The sequence below is a fragment of the Gilliamella sp. ESL0250 genome (genome assembly GCF_013345045.1).
In the GTDB taxonomy this organism is placed as follows: Bacteria; Pseudomonadota; Gammaproteobacteria; order Enterobacterales; family Orbaceae; genus Gilliamella; species Gilliamella apicola_H.
The window spans coordinates 16,937-35,332 of sequence record NZ_JAAEDV010000016.1; the positions used below are offsets into that span (position 1 = coordinate 16,937).

The 18,396-nt window shown below is 33.7% G+C and carries 25 protein-coding genes, 1 tRNA gene and 1 pseudogene; 11 read left to right on the forward strand and 16 right to left on the reverse strand.

Annotated elements, in window-relative coordinates:
- Nucleotides 1-6 precede the first annotated feature (6 nt).
- The 8 genes from GYY69_RS11385 to GYY69_RS11420 all read right to left on the reverse strand — a co-directional run bounded on the left by GYY69_RS11385 (nt 7) and on the right by GYY69_RS11420 (nt 3,967).
- Nucleotides 7-399 carry a RusA family crossover junction endodeoxyribonuclease gene (locus GYY69_RS11385; protein WP_202985007.1) on the reverse strand — a complete coding sequence of 131 codons (393 nt, stop codon included), beginning with the start codon at nt 397-399 and terminating at the stop codon, nt 7-9.
- 150 nt (nt 400-549) lie between these two features.
- Nucleotides 550-693 carry a hypothetical protein gene (locus GYY69_RS11390; protein WP_174797785.1) on the reverse strand — a complete coding sequence of 48 codons (144 nt, stop codon included), beginning with the start codon at nt 691-693 and terminating at the stop codon, nt 550-552.
- Entirely contained in the window at nt 690-1,436 is a 747-nt protein-coding gene (locus tag GYY69_RS11395) for a phage N-6-adenine-methyltransferase (RefSeq protein ID WP_174797786.1), read from the reverse strand. Before GYY69_RS11395 ends, GYY69_RS11390 begins: the two co-directional genes overlap by 4 nt.
- Nucleotides 1,423-2,130 (reverse strand): replication protein P, encoded by a 708-nt coding sequence (locus tag GYY69_RS11400; protein ID WP_174797787.1) that lies wholly within the window; start codon nt 2,128-2,130, stop codon nt 1,423-1,425. Before GYY69_RS11400 ends, GYY69_RS11395 begins: the two co-directional genes overlap by 14 nt.
- Complete coding sequence (locus GYY69_RS11405) at nt 2,127-3,041, reverse strand: replication protein O (protein ID WP_174797788.1); 915 nt, start codon at nt 3,039-3,041, stop codon at nt 2,127-2,129. Before GYY69_RS11405 ends, GYY69_RS11400 begins: the two co-directional genes overlap by 4 nt.
- A complete protein-coding gene (locus GYY69_RS11410; RefSeq protein WP_174797789.1) occupies nt 3,038-3,211 on the reverse strand; it encodes a hypothetical protein in 174 nt (57 codons plus the stop codon). Before GYY69_RS11410 ends, GYY69_RS11405 begins: the two co-directional genes overlap by 4 nt.
- 58 nt (nt 3,212-3,269) lie before the next feature.
- Complete coding sequence (locus tag GYY69_RS11415; RefSeq protein WP_174797790.1) at nt 3,270-3,755, reverse strand: YmfL family putative regulatory protein; 486 nt, start codon at nt 3,753-3,755, stop codon at nt 3,270-3,272.
- Nucleotides 3,756-3,781: 26 nt separating this feature from the next.
- Nucleotides 3,782-3,967, reverse strand: coding sequence for a Cro/CI family transcriptional regulator (locus GYY69_RS11420; protein WP_065611330.1), 186 nt, complete (start codon nt 3,965-3,967; stop codon nt 3,782-3,784).
- Nucleotides 3,968-4,067: 100 nt separating this feature from the next.
- Here GYY69_RS11420 and GYY69_RS11425 point away from each other — a divergent pair, with 100 nt between their 5' ends.
- Together GYY69_RS11425 and GYY69_RS11430 are read left to right on the forward strand one after the other, a co-directional pair.
- The gene (locus tag GYY69_RS11425; protein ID WP_174797791.1) at nt 4,068-4,715 is read left to right on the forward strand and encodes a LexA family protein; all 648 of its coding nucleotides are present in this window, start codon (nt 4,068-4,070) and stop codon (nt 4,713-4,715) included.
- Nucleotides 4,712-5,209: a hypothetical protein gene (locus tag GYY69_RS11430; RefSeq protein WP_174797792.1), complete on the forward strand. Its 498-nt coding sequence runs from the start codon at nt 4,712-4,714 to the stop codon at nt 5,207-5,209. The genes GYY69_RS11425 and GYY69_RS11430 overlap by 4 nt, the downstream gene beginning before the upstream one ends.
- A 490-nt stretch (nt 5,210-5,699) precedes the next feature.
- Here the strand turns inward: GYY69_RS11430 and GYY69_RS11435 are convergent, their stop codons facing one another.
- The 4 genes from GYY69_RS11435 to GYY69_RS11445 form a co-directional block, all read right to left on the reverse strand.
- Nucleotides 5,700-6,221, reverse strand: a complete 522-nt coding sequence (locus GYY69_RS11435; RefSeq protein ID WP_174797793.1) for a hypothetical protein — start codon at nt 6,219-6,221, stop codon at nt 5,700-5,702.
- Nucleotides 6,222-6,234: 13 nt separating this feature from the next.
- Entirely contained in the window at nt 6,235-6,357 is a 123-nt protein-coding gene (locus GYY69_RS12885) for a hypothetical protein (RefSeq protein ID WP_255458459.1), read from the reverse strand.
- Between the two features lie 216 nt (nt 6,358-6,573).
- Entirely contained in the window at nt 6,574-7,116 is a 543-nt protein-coding gene (locus tag GYY69_RS11440; protein WP_174797794.1) for a hypothetical protein, read from the reverse strand.
- 268 nt (nt 7,117-7,384) lie between these two features.
- Nucleotides 7,385-7,528, reverse strand: a complete 144-nt coding sequence (locus GYY69_RS11445) for a hypothetical protein (RefSeq protein ID WP_160406149.1) — start codon at nt 7,526-7,528, stop codon at nt 7,385-7,387.
- A gap of 236 nt (nt 7,529-7,764) precedes the next feature.
- On the opposite strand from GYY69_RS11445, the gene GYY69_RS11450 reads away from it, so the two are divergent.
- The 6 genes from GYY69_RS11450 to GYY69_RS13215 all read left to right on the forward strand — a co-directional run bounded on the left by GYY69_RS11450 (nt 7,765) and on the right by GYY69_RS13215 (nt 12,117).
- Nucleotides 7,765-8,619: a hypothetical protein gene (locus GYY69_RS11450; protein ID WP_174797795.1), complete on the forward strand. Its 855-nt coding sequence runs from the start codon at nt 7,765-7,767 to the stop codon at nt 8,617-8,619.
- A 71-nt stretch (nt 8,620-8,690) separates the two neighbouring features.
- Nucleotides 8,691-9,461 carry a hypothetical protein gene (locus GYY69_RS11455; protein ID WP_174797796.1) on the forward strand — a complete coding sequence of 257 codons (771 nt, stop codon included), beginning with the start codon at nt 8,691-8,693 and terminating at the stop codon, nt 9,459-9,461.
- 48 nt (nt 9,462-9,509) lie between these two features.
- Nucleotides 9,510-10,400, forward strand: a complete 891-nt coding sequence (locus GYY69_RS11460; protein ID WP_174797797.1) for a recombination-associated protein RdgC — start codon at nt 9,510-9,512, stop codon at nt 10,398-10,400.
- Nucleotides 10,401-10,584: 184 nt separating this feature from the next.
- Nucleotides 10,585-10,767 (forward strand): flagellar FlbD family protein, encoded by a 183-nt coding sequence (locus GYY69_RS11465; RefSeq protein WP_174797798.1) that lies wholly within the window; start codon nt 10,585-10,587, stop codon nt 10,765-10,767.
- A 100-nt stretch (nt 10,768-10,867) separates the two neighbouring features.
- Complete coding sequence (locus tag GYY69_RS12790; protein WP_238786564.1) at nt 10,868-11,209, forward strand: helix-turn-helix domain-containing protein; 342 nt, start codon at nt 10,868-10,870, stop codon at nt 11,207-11,209.
- Nucleotides 11,125-12,117 (forward strand): tyrosine-type recombinase/integrase, encoded by a 993-nt coding sequence (locus tag GYY69_RS13215; protein ID WP_446718903.1) that lies wholly within the window; start codon nt 11,125-11,127, stop codon nt 12,115-12,117. The genes GYY69_RS12790 and GYY69_RS13215 overlap by 85 nt, the downstream gene beginning before the upstream one ends.
- A gap of 49 nt (nt 12,118-12,166) precedes the next feature.
- Here the strand turns inward: GYY69_RS13215 and GYY69_RS11475 are convergent.
- Nucleotides 12,167-12,243, reverse strand: a tRNA-Asp gene (locus tag GYY69_RS11475).
- Nucleotides 12,244-12,357: 114 nt separating this feature from the next.
- Nucleotides 12,358-13,095 (reverse strand): DNA polymerase III subunit epsilon, encoded by a 738-nt coding sequence (gene dnaQ, locus GYY69_RS11480; protein ID WP_174797800.1) that lies wholly within the window; start codon nt 13,093-13,095, stop codon nt 12,358-12,360.
- Between the two features lie 225 nt (nt 13,096-13,320).
- On the opposite strand from dnaQ, the gene rnhA reads away from it, so the two are divergent.
- From rnhA to GYY69_RS11495, 3 genes and pseudogenes are all read left to right on the forward strand, one after another.
- A complete protein-coding gene (gene rnhA / locus GYY69_RS11485) occupies nt 13,321-13,794 on the forward strand; it encodes a ribonuclease HI (RefSeq protein WP_174797801.1) in 474 nt (157 codons plus the stop codon).
- Between the two features lie 75 nt (nt 13,795-13,869).
- A pseudogene (gene gloB, locus GYY69_RS11490) lies at nt 13,870-14,599 on the forward strand (hydroxyacylglutathione hydrolase).
- Between the two features lie 40 nt (nt 14,600-14,639).
- On the forward strand, nt 14,640-15,875 hold the full coding sequence (locus tag GYY69_RS11495) for a transglycosylase SLT domain-containing protein (RefSeq protein WP_174797802.1): 1,236 nt from the start codon (nt 14,640-14,642) through the stop codon (nt 15,873-15,875).
- On the opposite strand, the gene GYY69_RS11500 is transcribed toward GYY69_RS11495, so the two are convergent.
- Both GYY69_RS11500 and gshA read right to left on the reverse strand, forming a co-directional pair.
- Nucleotides 15,847-16,635, reverse strand: coding sequence for an endonuclease/exonuclease/phosphatase family protein (locus GYY69_RS11500; protein WP_174797803.1), 789 nt, complete (start codon nt 16,633-16,635; stop codon nt 15,847-15,849). The genes GYY69_RS11495 and GYY69_RS11500 overlap by 29 nt on opposite strands.
- On the reverse strand, nt 16,628-18,199 hold the full coding sequence (gshA, locus tag GYY69_RS11505; RefSeq protein ID WP_174797804.1) for a glutamate--cysteine ligase: 1,572 nt from the start codon (nt 18,197-18,199) through the stop codon (nt 16,628-16,630). Before gshA ends, GYY69_RS11500 begins: the two co-directional genes overlap by 8 nt.
- Nucleotides 18,200-18,396: the final 197 nt, after the last annotated feature.

Consider the following 18,396-nt stretch of genomic DNA (forward strand, 5'->3'; position numbering starts at 1 on the left):
CAGCTTCTATCTTTCAATTAATTTTATATTGATTAATAATTTACCATTTTTTATAGGATCATGCCAGTCAGATTCAATTCTTTTTATTTGACTATCATCAACCCAAACACCTGCTGTTGTAAGTGAATCAAACAACGCCTTAAAATAATTATCCATATCACGCCTAATATTATTAGGCGGATAAAATTCAACTTTGACAGCAACATTATCTGTAATTGGTTTAGGCTTCTTTTTTAACTGCTCATATACTGCAGCAATAACTTCACTTTTATATCTGCGACCTTTAGCACTTAATAACGTTCTTCCATTTAAATTACGCCAATACGTGTTCATTGATGGAGGGAATGGCAAAACCAAAATTACCATTCCCTCACTTTTAGTCATTACTGTTTGACCCATTACTTAGTCATCCTCCAAACGACAAATCCTGCAAAAATCAGCATGGCTATTACTACAATCGCTCCATCACTCATCATTTACCCCTTTCAGGACACCCTTTTTTACGCATTGTTTTTTCAAACTCCATGCGTTCTAAATTAATATTTATCATTATTTGACCCTACATTCATATACAACATTACCAACATAAAAAGCATTAAGCTTTTGGCATTCTGTTGATATTTCACTATGTGCCACACCATATCCAATAAAGAAAATAGAAATAAAAGTTACTGCTAATGCAAGTGCTTTCACGGCATAGCCTCCATTCTATTTACCAAAAAACGAGCAGCATTATTGATTTGCTCTGGCGATAGCCGATCAATAATCATTTTGTTAATGCTTTGTTTAACTTTTGTTTGATGTTCAATTGTTAAATTTTTTGCATACTCAATTGAATTAAATATCTGATCAACCTCTTTCGGCCATACCGCACTCACATTAGGATCTGGTAATGCCTCTTTAATTTTTTCGTATGTTGCATAAATTTCACTTCTATCAACAAATGAAACACGACAATCGCCAAACGCTTTTGGATTGAATACCGCAAATAATGAACCTCGGTTATTACCGTTAATTTTTTGCTTATTGTCAGAACGGACAAACGAAATACGACCATTCACAATAAAATAAATTTCACTAGCTAATTTTCGTAACTCGTTAAACCACTCAACCGACGTATCAACGGGTAACAACATCACGGTACCAACACCATGATCTGCGGCTTCTCGTGCCTTTTTGACCCATGGCAATATACGAGAGTAAGGTGGATTGCAGAAAGCAAAACCGCTTTTTAAGTGTGACCATCCATTTAGTAACGAATCATATGACTCAGTTAAATAATTCAAATGCAAATGATTGTGATCACTAGCAGCCACATCACAAACAAAACTAAAACGAGCATTTAAAAATTCATATAACTCAATCGGCGTTTGCCATAGATCTTTTATATCTGAATCAGTTTTGCTTTTTGAATGTTTATAATCAACTTTCGCCATTTTCACTCCTTTTTGCTTTCTCTCTCGCCCTTTCTCTCATCGCGTTGACTGCATCAGAATTGCAATAATATACGCCACAGCCTGACTTCTTTTCTTCTAGTTGGATACGAATTTCAGGTATTACTTCACCGTTACTCAATTTTTTTGCCCATTTTTTGATTAGCATTTCGGCACGCTTTTCAACCTCGAACTCAGATTGATTGTATTGGCGCATGTGCTTTCTAAGGTCGGTAACAATCCAGTACATGACTGGATGAGACCAAGGGAATTGCTCCGCTGTTTGACATGAAAAACCAATCTCAGCACTATATTTGTTGAACTCTCGCATAACTTGAGCAACTGTTGGTAACCCAATATCTGATGCCTCGCCCTCTTTGCACCATGAAATAAATTGACCAGGCGATGGGACAAATGGCGTGCTTTGTTGACGTGCTTTCTTCATACCAATTTCAAACTGACGTAACGTTGTTATGCCGTTTTCAGCAAATGACAATAACCATTGTTTTTTAAACGTATCCAGATCTGATTGTGTTTTAATAACAGCAGTTATCGCAGGAAATACTGCTTTTAACTCAATGAATATTTGATTGAATTGTTTTTCAATTTCATTAATAACATAAGTTTTGCGATCAACAGGCTGAGCTTTAACGGCTAAACAATTACCATTGTCATAAATTTCGGCTAACGATTTCATACCGTTCCTCCTGCCCAGCCAGTACTGTGCCAATCAATTTCTGATGATGTTGGTTTATTGTTTGTTGTAGAATGGAATCTATCCCAGTGCTTACGTAGTTTTGCTGGACACTGGATATTATCTTTCCAAAAGCTATCCATGTTGGCTATTTTGAATCGCCTACAAATTTCTTTGTGAGGGTTATCAACGTGATCGCCTAAAACTTGTGTCCTTAACAATCGAATATCGTTAGACCAATCAACCCAATTAGGTTCAACAGCGGTAGGGTTCACAATTAATAATTTTTCATAAATCCACTTAGCACACTCTAAATCTTTTATACTTCCCCATTTTTTACCCAATGTCGTATAAATATGGGCATCAGGATTTTTATGCAAAAAGCGCTTTAATTTTTCATCGTCTGAAAATTTGTCAAAATTTCCAGACAATAAAATATTATTAGTAGTCTCTGTAGTAGTCTCTGGTAATGGTTTACTCATTTTGGGTAAATGCATTGACTCATTTTGACTAGATGCATTATCGCAATTTGACGAAATGCATTTAGTCAAATTGGCTGATTGCATTTTGTCATTTTGACTAAATGCAAGTTGTTCAAGTTCATCTAACTTTGTATAATCTATGGAATACCATTTAGTCCTATCTCTTCCATCTTTGTTATAATTACCAACGAAAACCAACCCTTTTTTCTCAATATTTTTTATCGTTCTGACAATCGTTGAGTCACTAAAAAAGGGAAATTGTTTTGCCCATTCGGACACGCTGTTATAAATCCATTTTTTGCCATCATAATTATTATTGGTTTTTCCTATCCAATAATGCATTTGTTGCAAAATAATGGCTTCATTTAGCCCAATAAGTGTTGCTAACTTTGGATTAACAACTAATAACTCATTATCAAATAGCAGGTTCATGACGCCACCTTTCTATGAGCTTGTTTGTAAAAGTAATTCCACAAATCCTCAACAAATTGGTGGCTGACAGGTGTCCAGATGTGATTTATCATGGCTTCATATTCAAAGCCTGATTGTGAAAACTTACAACGCAATTGCGTTACAGTACAATTTAGTGTTAAACTATTCATGCGACTAATACTCCACAAGTGTTTTTTCGCAACCGACCGATAGCCTTCTGCAAAATTGCTATCGGTCACCCTTTCCAAAAATCATTTCAGTTATAACGATAATTTCACTCAATCTACATTGAATTGCATACGACGTAGCTTTTAATGACTTTTTTTCTTTTTTATCCAGTATTCCATCTGCGGTAAATTCATTATGTTGCCGACAAAACTGACCAAGCTCTGCAATCAAATTATTAAATTTATTTAGTAGATCATCATTATCAAACTCACTAAACTCAGGCAGCTTAACAAAAACACCGCCTCTATATTTTGCAATTGCCTCTGTAATAACATTAGAATTGGCTTCTGCTTCCATTTCTAATATCATTCCCAGCGGTACCATTTGCCCATTTAATTGCCGCACACGATTGCGTAATGCGTTTTCTGTACCCGATGTTGGATCTAGTCGTTTCGCCATTTCAGGGTACTTACCGTCAAATGATGTGATTAACTGATGAATTGCATCGGTTATCTCTTTCGGTGTTGGATAATTTCTATTGTCCACATTTACCTCTATTCTTGGTGGTTGTTTTAATGTTTATTTCGATATAATTTTGTATCAACTTTTAATGCTCCATTGGTTATTTCCTGAATCCGATACGCATTTTTTTCGGGAATAATGTCTCCCCATTGAGAGATAGCCCCTTTTGATATACCTAAACTTTTAGCTAATGGAGTTACACCATTAAAATAATTTAAAACGATATTTTTGAACATTTACGCCTCCTTTTTGTTTAGTTTTCTAAATATTATATGTTTATTTATCTAAAGTCAACAGGTGTTAAGATAACTAAACTATTTATTAATAGGTGTCTTTATGAATACAATTGGATCTAGAATAAAACAAAAACGAACAGAACTGGGCTTAACCCAACGCGAACTAGCTAAATCAATAAAAGGGGCAAACCATTCTTCTGTTTCGCAATGGGAGTCAGATATATCTACACCCAGTTCTAAAAATTTATTTGATCTGTCAATTGCTCTTAATTGTGATTTTGCGTGGTTATTAAAGGGAAACTTTGAATCTAGTGTAGTCCCAGTAGAATTACATTCATACAAAGTACCATTAATTAGCTACGTCCAAGCTGGAGCGTGGACAGAGTCTTGTGAACTAAGAGACTCTACAGGATTTGAATATATAATAACCTCTTTAGATCTATCAAAAAAAGCATTTGCACTTAAAATAAAAGGGGATTCCATGGAGCCCGAGTTTAAAGAAGGCGATTTAATAATCGTAGATCCTGAAGTACTGCCATATCCTGGTGAATTTGTTGTCGCAATGAACGGCGAATCAGAAGCAACCTTTAAAAAATATCGTGAATTAGGTTATGACAAGCATAATAGGATGCAGTTTGAATTAATACCATTAAACCCAGATTATAGCCCCATGAGCACATTAAACCAGCAAATACGTATAATAGGTACAATGGTTGAACATAGAATATTTAGGAAAAGACGAGTATGAAATATAAATGTATATCATTAATTTTATTGTTGAGCTGTATGAGCAATATGGCTTATGCGGACTGGGAAGTAAAAAAAGAAGGTCAAACAGAAATAACAGCGAGTATGCATGCAGAAAGAAGCTCTGAAGAAAACACTTTAATGTCGATTGGTTGCACAGATCTTTTTAGTGTAAATGATAATGGAGATTTAACATTTTTCATTTATACAGAAGACCCTAATTTTAAAAATGCAGGTGAAATAGATGTTTTAATTGAAGATCTTAATAATAACTCTACTAGAAAAAAAATGTTTTCTAGTGGTAAATATATAGTGCTAGAACAAGGAAGTCATGATGTTACAGAAGTGTTTAACTTCATGAAACATAAGAAACGTATCATTGTTACAATGAAACCATTAACAAAGAATACTAAAGCGGAATTCATTGCATTTTTTGATCTTGATAACTACGATAGTATCGTTACAGATGTAGAAAAAACGTGCAAAATAAAATAACAATAAAATAGTGACCTTATCAGGTCACTTTCTCCTACCATAACGTTTACCTTTCTAAAATTATTTTATTATTCTATAAAAATAATATTGACTTTTTTGTTTAGTTATCTAAAATTAGATGCAGTTAATTTTACATAGCTCTTTAAAAATCAAAACATCTAATTAATTGTTCTTGTTTTCAGTTCGTCGTATTTAAACCCCGTTTCTGATTCCATGAATTCTATTGCTGAAATTGGATAACCGCATAAAGCGCATGAGATGCTTTTCACAAAAACCGCTTCATCATTTGGATTTAGCTTAGGTTCATGTTCGAAAAGATATTCATGGCTTTGGCATATAACACAACTGTGTTTTATTGTTTTAATCTCGTCCATAGTCTTAGATAAGTTAATCAGTTAATTAGAGTTATTCATTATAATAAAACACTGAATTTATATTCAGTGTTTTTTGATGAATTGTTTTGATGGTTCTTTAAAAATCAGGCTCAATATCAATTATCAGATTCGCTTTCTGGATAAAGTACCGTGTTATTTAAATATTCAGATTGATTAGGTAAATCACCAGCTAACCAAGATATGATTTTTTCAAATTTAGTTAGCTTTATTGGAGGATTATATCTAAGACCTAGACAAATAGCTGCTCTTTGTTGTGCAGCGTTACGTAGAACAGAAAAAACATGGCTATCATCTTTTTCCATTAATTTTAGTTTTGATACTAATTGCTCATTTTCAAAAGAGTCAACATCTCGAATTAATGCCAAATATTGATAAGCCCTGGATTGTGCTACCTCTGAATTTTTACCAAATTGGTAAACTGAGTTAAATGCAGAAACACATGCTATCAGTCCACCATAAAAAATGGTACCTCGAAAATCCGCAAAAACAGCGGCGCCAAAGAATAAGATTAGAAATGATAAGAAACGATCTACCCTACCATACAATGTGGCTTGCATTTTTTCTAAAGCATATGAGTAGTTAATATCATAAATAATATCCTGTCTCTTTATTTCCATCTTATTCACCTTTTTAACTTTTGGGTTTAGGTTTAGAGTCAGGTTTAGGCTCAGGTTTAGGGTTAGTAGGTCTTTTTCTGGGGGGATAATGCTCTAATCCAACAGCATCGTCTAATTGTATTTTTTGTTTAGTCATGATTTATTTCCTTATTTTTGAGGTTTAGGTACGGGACGTTTGTTACTATTTTCAGTGATATTTATCTGTATCATCTTTTTTATTAGTGAAATCTGTAGCTGACATTTTCACACTCCATTTACTGATAATTGATATTGAGCCTATATTTTATAACAGAACTATGTAAAAAGCTATTTAGCTCTTTAAAAATCAGGAACAGCATTAACTAAGTGTATTTTATATTTGGGGTTTATTTTTGATAAGGCTTTTGTAGTCTTTCTCTTCGGGAAGATCGCCAGCAAACCATGCAACTAATTTTTGTAGTCTAGATAAAGAAACGGCACTATCAGGTTCAACATCTGCGCTTAAAACAATAGTAGCCCTTTGCATAGCAGCGAATTCGATTGCTTTCAAATGATGTATATCATTTTTTTCTACATCTTTAATTTGTTTTGTTAATTCTAAATCACAAGTAATATGAGATTGATCTCTAATCAATCGAAGAAAAGCTTTACACTGAGAGTCAGCTCTAGCTGATGATTCAGAGAACTGAAATACTTGTTTAAGCGCCATTGATGATGCAATTAACAAACCATACCAAATAGTGTTTTTAACATCACCAAAAACAGCACCACCTAAGAATACAACAATAAAAGATAAAAAACGATCAATCCGTCCTAATAGGAGTGAAGTCATTTTATTCATGTAATAGTTATAGTGAATATCGAAAATTAAAGTATCTCGACATGATAATTCTTGTGTTTGGTCAGTTTCAGACATAATACTCCCCTTTATCTTAAATTATTAAATCTAAGATTGGCGTGACAACTAATCTTACCACGATAGCTGTGAGTGGTAAAACAACCAGCATTACTTATTTTTTGTATTGTCTTGTTTTGGTGTTGGTCGTTTTTTAGGAGGAACACCCCCGTTGAATTTTGGTTTATTCACGTTTATCTCTACTTTTTAGGTGTTGGTATAGGTGTTGGCCTTTTTTTAGGGGGAACACTATATTTGTATTTATCCTCATCACTCATAACACTTAACCTTACTTATTAGGATTTGGTTGTGGACGTGGTTTTGGTGGAGCGCCTTTTTCTTCCTGAATAGGCTCATAAACAGGCTGAAGCCTTTTAGGTCTTGCTTTCATGGTCGCATGTAATATTGCTATATTTTGTTCTTCATTTGACATTAGTCTTATCCTTATTGTTGTGGTGTATAAATTATACATAAATAACATTATTTTATAAATAGATTCCTTGCTGTTGTGGTGACAAAAAGGACACTTGAGCCTAACAAGTATAAAGATAGGCACACTTAGTTAATGCAGTTCCTGATTACAGAATGTTAGTGGAGTAAATCGTACGCTCTTGGAGTGCAGACCAGAGCGTTTTTAAAGATTTTTTAACAAACACGTGGAGTATTAATATGAGTCATTTTGCAGTTTTAGTTATCGGAGAAAATCCAGAAGCACAATTAGCCCCATTTCATGAATTTGAAAGTACTGGCAAAAATGATCAATATGTTCAAGATATAGACATTACAGAAGATGTTTTATCATCCGCCGGTGAACAAGGTAGTTTAGACTCTGCCTTGTATTATCACGGTCTAGAAGACTCAATTGTTGAAGATGAAAGTCAAATTAATAAACTTGAACAACATAAATTTGGTTATGCAATAGTTAAAGACGGCAAATTAATTAAAGCAGTTCAAAGAACAAACCCGAACTACCAATGGGATTGGTATAGCCTAGGCGGAAGATTTGGAGGCTTCCAACTAAAAGACAAAACAACATCACCATTTGCGTTAAAACGTAATATTGATTTTGATACAGCTATTTCCAACGAGCGTCTAGAAGCCGAAATGAAGTATGACCTATTCCAATCATTTTTATTGGACAAAAATTTAGAGTTTCCTAAAACATGGAAAGAATGTAAAAAAGAACATGAAGACATTGAAAGTGCAAGGGATTTCTACAATAAACAACCTGCTGTCAAATTAATTACACAAAACTCTAAAGTTTCTAAGTTATATCCCCTTTTATGTTGCCCGTTTGACTATTTTGGCAAATCAAAAGATGATTTTATCAAACGTTGTACTGAATCAACCTGCGTTACATATGCAGTAATTAAAGATGGTAAGTGGTACTCAAAAGGAAAAATGGGCTGGTTTGGCTTATCTTCTGACGATGTTTCACAAGCGGACTGGAATGCTAAGTTCTGGGAATTAGTAAACAGCGCATCTGAAAACACATTATTTAGTTTATATGATTGTCATATCTAAATAAATAAAATATGAGTCCTGTGCATAGGTCTCACGAACAAAATTATTTACAACATTTGTGGAGAATGGAAATGACAGATAAAACATTAAAAGACTTGTTACTAGAAGGTGTTGACCGTTTTAACAATAGTGATAAACCTGCCTCAATAATTGATGAAGCACTTGAAGAATTATTTAAAAATACAATTGAATCTGCATTTGGCCGGTATAGCGATTTTGGGCTAGCTGTAAAAGAAGCGTTCAAAGAAGCATTACCTGCTAATATTCAAGATGTTATTTCTCTACCTAAATATAACCAATTAATTGTCAACTCGCTTCAACGACAATGGATTTCATCGAATGTTGAGCAAAATTTTGTGGATAAAGCGACAAAAATGCTTAATAACATTATTAATGAATACCCTATTCCTGAATATATTTATCTTTCTGATTTACTGGAGGCTTTTGTTGAAGAATATGCAGAAGAAGCCATGGAGAAGGGATGGGATCGACCAGACGTCAGAACTAATGAAAGCAGTTGTTATTATATGCATATCTATTTTGATAAGATACCTAAAAATGAGAGTTATTCATCATACATGGATGGAAGTGAGTACGAATTGGACAACAATCTCGCTTGTCGCCGTTTAGACGAAAAAGTAAAAGATAAATTTGAGCTAGCTGAATGTTACGCTTATGAAGTTTATTCAGCAAAAATTGATGGCGAATGTATTGGGAAATTAATTCAACCCACAAACACAAAATATCAAAACTTAATTATTGCTCTTTATTACGGACAATCCAAACTTGTATTTGACTGTGACATGATAGACGACTTTGTTTACCCGAACCATTGCGATTAATTAAACATCTTAGTGCAGAAAGATAAAATAAAATGTGGAGTATTAAATATGTTTTTCAAAAACCTAATTATTTATCAATTCGATAAAAATAACAGCGGCATAGAACGTTTAGACAACGACATGTTAAAAAACATGGCATTCACACCCTGCGGACCAACAGATTCAATTAAAAAAGGTTTTGTTTCGCCAATTGATGACGATGACGTATTAAAATTACAGGTCCAAGGGCACTCGTTATTAAAGTTACGCATTGAAAGCAAGCTGTTACCATCATCTGTTATCAAGAAAAAAACATCTGAACGAATTGAACAACTCGAACAAAAACTAGGTCGTAGCGTTACTAAGAGTGAAAGACTTCGTGCAAAAGATGATGTTATTGTTGACTTACTGCCTGTTGCTTTCACAAAAGATCAATACGTCTATGTTTGGATTAATGATAAAGATAAATTTATAGCGGTAGAAACAGCAAGCTTTAAAAAAGCCGAGGACGTTCTTGCATTGATAAGAAAAGAATTAGGCGTATTAGCACTCAAACCACTTTTTGTTGAAAATTATATATCATTCACGTTAAAAGAATGGGTATGTAATGACAGCACTCCACCAAACTTTTTTGTACTCAATGATGCAATGTTAGCCGACCCATTAGACGGTAATGGAAAAATAAAACTTATTGACGAAAACCTCACTGCAGAAGAAGTCAAAAGTTATCTAAATGGCGGGCATGAAATTAAATCGCTATCGTTCTCATATAAACAGCAAACAGTTTTTACAGTAAATACTGAGCTCGTTTTTTCAAAAATTAGCTATTCATCTGAAATGTTAGATGAAAATAGCGATATCTCACTAGATGATAAAGCAAAACGAATAGAAGCTGATTTCTTTTTAGTTGCTAATGAACTAGCTAATTTAATCAACGATTTTACTAAAGCGGTGCAATAACGCAGGTGGCGTCTGGTATATGCGTTGATAATTAGTGTTAGCAGTGATCTGTTCCTTATACGGTTAGCCCACTAATTTGAAATATACAAGCCAAAATACTTTCCAGACGGTAGTGTCACGCCGTTGGCGACAGAGTGGCAATTACTTAATACAACAATAGTTAACGACTAAGAGGGGTTTATAATTGGCTAAGTTTATTGAGGTAACAGACCAAGAAGGTAAGATGTTAGTTAACATAGAATGCATTATTTATATTCAAAAAACCGATAGTATTGAAACGGTTATTGAAATATTTAATGACAAAACCCTTTTTGTTCAAGAGTCATATGAAGAAATAAAATCAAAACTGGAGATTGCTAATGGCTAAATTAAATTAGCGTAAATATCCTAATTCCCTATTGGGGAAATAATACTTCTAATGAATTAACGCCAAATTTGGTGAAAATATTAAATTTAGATAAAAAATTATGTATTACACAACAAAAGAAGCTGCGAGTTATTTAAAAGAACATCCAACTAATGTAAGAGCTAAAGCATCAAAAGGAATTATCAAGGGATACAAACGTAACGGTAAAAAAGGACACTGGCTTTTTGAGAAAGAAGATCTTGATAATTACATAAAAAGAAATCAAAATGACACCTCGCAAGAGGTGCTGCGACATAATGAGTTTGAGGAGTTAAAAAAATGTCAAAGCAACCAATTAAATTATACAAACGGGGCGAAATCTGGCACTACGCGTACAGCTCACCGAATGGTACCGGAAGAGTACGCAAAAGCTCTGGGACTCGCGATCAGCAAAAAGCATTAGAGCTAGCTGCTCGCGAATATGATACAAGCTGGCGAGTGGCAAAATTAGGTGAACGACCAGAATATACTTGGATAGAAGCTGTTGTTGTCTGGTTAAACGAGAAACCAGAAAGAAAGGAAAATAAAAATTACGATCTAATTTGGTTGGATAAATATTTAGCTAATAAATATATTTCAGAAATTGATCGCAATTTAATAAACTTTATCAAAAAAGAAAAACAGGAAACAGGTGTAAAAAACAGAACTGTTAACGGCGTACTGCAACAAATTAGAGGCGTACTTAATTGCGCATATGAGAATGACATGCTTGATAAAGTACCCGCTATAAAAATGTTACCAGAACCACCACCAAGACAAGTTATGCTAACACCGAATCAGGAAAAAAGGCTTGTTGATGAATTACCTGATCATTTAATACCTATTGTTATTTTTGCACTAGCAACAGGTTTAAGGATGAGTAATATCACAGGCCTTTTGTGGGAAAATGTCGATATTAAAAATCGTCATGCATGGGTTAACATCGGTAGTGGTAAAGTAAAAACCAAAGGGATTGGTATTCCATTAAACAGCGTTGCATTGTATGTTTTAGAAAATTTGCAAGGCAAACACCCAACCAATGTTTTTACTTACAAAGGTAATCCAATAAAGCGCGCTAATTCAAAAGCATGGAGAAACGCTCGTAAAAGAGCTGGCCTATCCCATCTTAGATTTCACGATTTAAGGCATGTTTGGGCAAGCAGACACTCAATGAATGGCACTCATCCACACGCACTACAAGATTTAGGAGCGTGGAGTAAAGCTGATACAGTTAGAAGATATGCCCACTTATCTTCTAGGCATTTGCTGGTAGCTTCGGAAAACGCGTTATCAGAAAGTGCCACAAATTTGACACAAAGAGTATTGCAATAAAAAAAGCACTTTCGCGGAGTGCTTTAATCGATTGATATTCTTAATGAATTGGCGGAACGGACGGGGCTCGAACCCGCGACCCCCTGCGTGACAGGCAGGTATTCTAACCAACTGAACTACCGCTCCGCTTTTATTTGATAGTTTTAATGTTAGAACATTAAATCGGGTGTGATGTTAAAGATTTTTTTTATTATCGTCAATAAAATTTTAAAAATTACCGTTTAATTGACCATAAAGCAATCATTTGTTCAAATTCCATAATGCTCCACCACTTTTTTTATCAATTTTTTTTAAAACTGATTCATGTTCAGAAAGCTCATATTCAGTTGCTTTGATTACTTTTAAAGGCGCGCCGTTACGTTCTACTCTTTTTATTATATTATTTTCCGATGAAGATGAGTTATTATCCTCTGCATTAAAAGATAAGGTCGTTTGCCCCCCCGTCATCGCTAAATACACTTCAGCTAAAATCTCGGCATCTAATAACGCGCCGTGCAGGGTTCTGTGAGAGTTATCAATTTGATAGCGCTCACATAACACATCTAGGTTATTACGTTTACCAGGAAATAGGCGCCTTGCCATGGCTAAGGTATCAGTAACAATACAATGATCAGCAGTTTTAAAATCAAACCCACAAAGACGAAATTCATAATCCATAAAGCCCACATCAAACGAAGCATTGTGGATAATTAATTCAGCGCCATCGATAAATTTAATAAAATCATGCGCTATATTTTTAAAAATCGGCTTATCTTTAACAAAATCGTCACTTATGCCATGCACTTTAAATGCATCTTCATCAATTAAGCGTTCTGGGTTAATATAAACATGAAAATGGTTACCCGTTAAACGGCGATTAATGACTTCAACAGCACCAATTTCAATAATCTTATGTCCTTCATAGTGATTGTTACCTTCTTGGTTCATGCCAGTTGTTTCAGTATCTAATACAATTTGTCGCGTAGAATGATTTATCACTTGCTTCTCTTTTTATATCAATGATTGGGAAAAAACATTTTTAGTGGTATAGTCTAGCACCAAAAAACTTTAATGTTGATACTTTCATAAATGAAGATAATCGTCAATTTGCTAAAGTTATAGAATAACAGTAAATAAATTAAATGGCTGTTAACTTGCACTTTCAATTAAAATAAGCAAGAGATTTAAATTCTATCCCCAACAATTATTAAATAATTTTAAAAAATGTTAAAAAAAATCGAAATATATACAGATGGTTCTTGCCTTGGTAATCCGGGTCCTGGTGGTTATGCTGCTATTTTAAAATATAAACAAACTGAAAAGATATTATCGAAAGGTTTTTTTAAAACAACGAATAATCGCATGGAATTATTAGCTGCAATTGTGGCTTTAGAACAATTAAAGCAACCTTGTCAAATTGAGTTATATTCTGACAGTCAGTATTTGCGTAACGGTATTATGAATTGGATCCACGGTTGGAAAAAAAATGGTTGGAAGACAGCCAGCAAACAACCAGTAAAAAATGTCGACTTATGGAAAAAGCTTGATGAATTAGTGCAACCCCATAACATTAAATGGATTTGGGTCAAAGGTCATGCTGGTCATATTGAAAATGAGCGCTGTGACATTATAGCTAAAACACAAGCGCAATCCCCTACTATGCAAGACGCTATATTTGAACAATCTCTAACTGATTAATTTATAAAAATACTTTTATGAAACTGATATAAATTTACTTGCTTTTAAATAGATAACTGATGGTATAAAAATAATATGTATCAACTGAATAGCATCAAATCCTTAAAAGATAATTATATTTGGATTCTAAGCAACTCTGATAATCAAGCCGTGATTATTGATCCTGCCGAAGCTGGACCTGTTATTAATTATATTAATAAGTATAAATTATTCCCCCCTTGGAATCCTACTTACCCATCACCATATTGATCACACTGGTGGGGTGTGTGAATTAAAAGCTCAATATCAGCATATTGATATTTACGGCCCTAGCGAAATCGATCTGCCGATTAATTATCTTGTTAATCAAGATAAAGTTTGTATTGGTAATTTTAGCTTTGATGTTATAACAGTACCCGGACATACTCTTGGGCATTTAGCTTATTATTGCTACCCTTATTTGTTTTCTGGCGATACTTTATTTTCGGCTGGTTGCGGAAGGGTTTTTGAGGGTACTTATCAACAAATGTTAGATTCATTAGAACATTTAAAACGGCTGCCTGATGATACTTTAATCTGTGCTGGTCATGAATATACTCTATCAAATTTAGCCTTTGCGTCCCATATATTGCCTAATGATAAAAACATCAAAAGCTATATAGATCTGATTTCAAAAAAATCAAAAACATTACCGTCTATTTTGTTTAAAGAAAAGCAAATTAACTTATTTTTGCGATGCCATGAACATCAATTACAAAATAAGTTCAATTTTAATAATGAGTTAGATTTGTTTGCTTTTTTTAGGAGCCAAAAAGACATTTTTTAGGTATAATATTAAACTTAATTTGGGTAAAACTTACGGAATAATGAAAAAGTTATTAATATTTACAACATTATGTTTGTTTCTAGGTGCGTGCCATCATCATGCACCGCGATATAATCCTGTTGTTAGAATAAAGTATTCGAAAAACACGGCTAATAACAGAAGTAATTCTAGTAGTTATGTATCTATCACTCAGAATCCATGGCAATATATGCTTAATCAGATTGATGCCAATGTTCCTGAAAATAGCCGAATTAAAGCAGAACGAGAACGATTATTACGTAATCCTAAAGGATTTGAAACGGTTGCCTTACGTTCTGAACCTTATGTTTATTACATTATTAATCAACTTCGTAGAAATAATCTACCTGCTGAATTAGCTTTAGTTCCTCTTATTGAGAGCGCTTATGACCCACTTGCAACATCACCTGCACAAGCTGCGGGACTGTGGCAATTTGTGCCAGTGACAGCTAGAGAGTATGGGTTACAACAAAGTAATTCATTTGATGCCCGTAGGGATCTAATTGCCTCCACTAATTCTGCAATATCGCTGCTACAAAATTTAAATAACCGTTTTAATGGGGACTGGCTTTTAACACTTGCAGCTTATAATGCGGGTGAAGGTCGAGTCAGAAAAGCCATTGAGAAAAATCAGGCAAAAGGTTTACCAACAAATTATTGGTCATTAGACTTGCCAACTGAAACCATGCACTATGTGCCTAAAATTTTAGCTATCATTGATATTGTTAAAAATAATAAACGATATGGTATTAAGTTACCTGATTGTAATTACGAAAATTCGCTTGTTAGAATTGATATTTCTAAAAATATTTCATTAGCTAAAATTGCTAAATATTCTAAATTATCGCTTGATGAATTAACAACATATAATGCAGGATATGTACAACAAACAGTAAATGGTCCTTTTCATCTGCTTGTTCCTTATACTCATGCTCATGATTTATTTAAAAAATTACAAAAAGAAAATCTTGTTGCAAATGAAGTTACAGAACTTCTACAAGAGACTCCTCATGCTAATATGCCATTTGAATTTGGATCAAGTTTCATTCAAAGCAAAAGCATTGTAAGTAGAAATAACTTTTCTAGAAATGAAAAAAAGATTGCTTATCTTGTCAAAGCAGGAGATAGTTTATATTCCATAGCAAAAAATTATCGTGTAAAAATTACTGATATATTGCAGTGGAATAATCTAAAAAATTCTAGAGTTCAAGAAGGTGATATCTTAACAATCAATCTTGCCAATGCAAATCCAATCTAAAATTTACTAATAGAGGATTATGATCTGATGCGGTTGTGCTAATAATTTCAGCTGCATTAAGTTGTAATCCTCGGTAAAAAATAAAATCTAACGGTCTGCCCATAAATCTCTTACGAATATCGATTGAAAAATTAACAGGCTTAAGTTCAATTGAATAAACAAGATGATACAATAAATTTAGTCGCTGTCTACTCCATGCATTAAAATCCCCAGCCAAAATAACTGGACCATTATGTTCTTTTATTCGGGTTAATAACATGCGTATTTGTTGGCGGTAGACTTTTACACCAATACTAAAATTTACAGCATGAATATTAGCAACTAATAATTGTTGCTTAGAATCTCTAATCGGATAAATAGTAATTAAAGCAGATTTAGGAACACGAATTAATGGTTCTTTCTCTCTAAAAGAGAAAAGTGAAGTTGGTAACGAGTCAGAGATTGTCATGACCCCAGCATAAATATTGTTAAAACAATATGCAGGGACATGATCGGCAATTTTATTATGCTGTGAAATAAAATGAAGTAAAGGTAATGTTGTTTGTGCTTCTTGTAATAAGATTAGTTTAGCTTTATCAGCATATTGTTTGAGTACAGTAATACAATCAGATTTCTTTTGTTTAAAAATATTCCAAACTAAAACAGTAAATGATGTTTGATCGATTAACGGTTTATTAACTGTAATTTGTTGGTTAGGCAATAGCAACTCAACTTCGTTGCTTGCCTGATAACGTAAAGTATAACATCGATTTTTAAACATTTTTATCGTTCAACTTTTTCTGCAAATATTGATCAAAAGTTAAAGTATCACTCTGCTCTTTCTTCGTCTGTTTTTCAATAGATAAATTGCGTTGTTGAACAAAATCACCTTCAGTTAATAATGTTAAAGGTTCTGCCATAAGCTGTTTTTTATATTGGCTTGCTAAAGCTAAACCAAATTTTGCTGTACCTAAATCGCTTATTGCTTGTAGTGTTCTTGCTGATAAAGTTAATTCAGGTTGATCAAACATCAAATCTAAACGCTCACAAACATTACGATAACCCTGCTTGTCATCTTGATGATCTAAAACATCAGCAACACGTAATAAATCTTTGAATAATTGGTGTCCAACTTTGGCCAAAGGTTCTCGATAGCTATTGCAACCAATACCAATCTCAAGCCCTGGTTTTCGTCCTTCCATTATTACCCTATTCCAATTTAATTTGGCACACTCAAGTTCTTGACTGCTCATTTCAGGCGCTGGTGCTAGTGCACACCAAATTAAAAACAGATCGATAAATCGTATTTGTTCTTCAGTAATCCCCACCGGTGAAAATGGATTAACATCTAATGCGCGTACTTCAATATATTCAATACCACCACGTAAAAGTGCATCCGACGGCGACTCCCCAGTCATTGCAACTCTTTTAGGTCGAATTGGCCCGTAAAATTCATTTTCAATTTGCAATACATTATCGTTTAATTGACGATAATGACCATCGACTTTGATACCCAGTTTAGCAAATTCCGCTGATTTTGTATGCGTTGCTCGTTTTAATCCTTCAACATAAATATCTAAATGATTAAAAGTAATGCCTAGTTGTTTTTGTGCATTATTAGTATACCCTATATCGCTTAACCTTAAAGAGGTTGCGTAAGGCAAATAACAATTACCATTTGTTTGTTCAATAAAGGCTTTTGCTTTTTGTGGATCTTGAATAAATGAGGAGCACATCGATGGTGATGCTCCAAACAAATAAGGAATAACCCAACCAAAGCGATAATAGTTACGAATCAATGTAAAGTAGCCTTCAGAAATAACAGCTTTACCCTCTTCTGTATTTTTTACACCATCTCTTGCTTGCCAAAATGCCATAGGTAATGAAAAATTATAATGAACGCCAGATATGGTTTGCATCATTGCACCATAACGGTTTTTTAAACCTTCTCGATAAACCGTTTTAAAACGCCCTTCATTTGATGATCCATATTGAGCTAAAATAATATCTTCTTCATTGGCAACAAAACATGGCATACTTAATGGCCACATCATTTCGTCATCAATATTTACACTAGCATAACGATGCAGATCGCGTAAAAACGTTAGCATATAATCGATATTGGTATTAACCGGTGTAATAAATTCTAGCATTGATTCAGCAAAATCAGTTGTTATCCAAGGATGAGTCAACGCTGCGCCAATTTTTGCGGGGAATGAAGTTTTCGACAATGTCCCGTCAGGCAAAATGCGTAAAGTTTCACGTTCAACACCGCGTTGAATACCTTGTAAGATGGTGTAGTGTTTTTCTAACCAGTTAAGCGCTTTAGAAACATCAGGAATCATATTTTGCCTTCCTTAAATGAAATTATTTATTTTTTTATATTAACATAATTTGATATTAACAATGGTCTAATTTATAACAACCTTTAAAATAAAAACTAAATATAATTTGTAATTTAATGATTAGAAAATACAATTCACTATTTTTATTACAGATAATTGAATATTGGCAGATTTTTAAATATAACAACTACCTCATA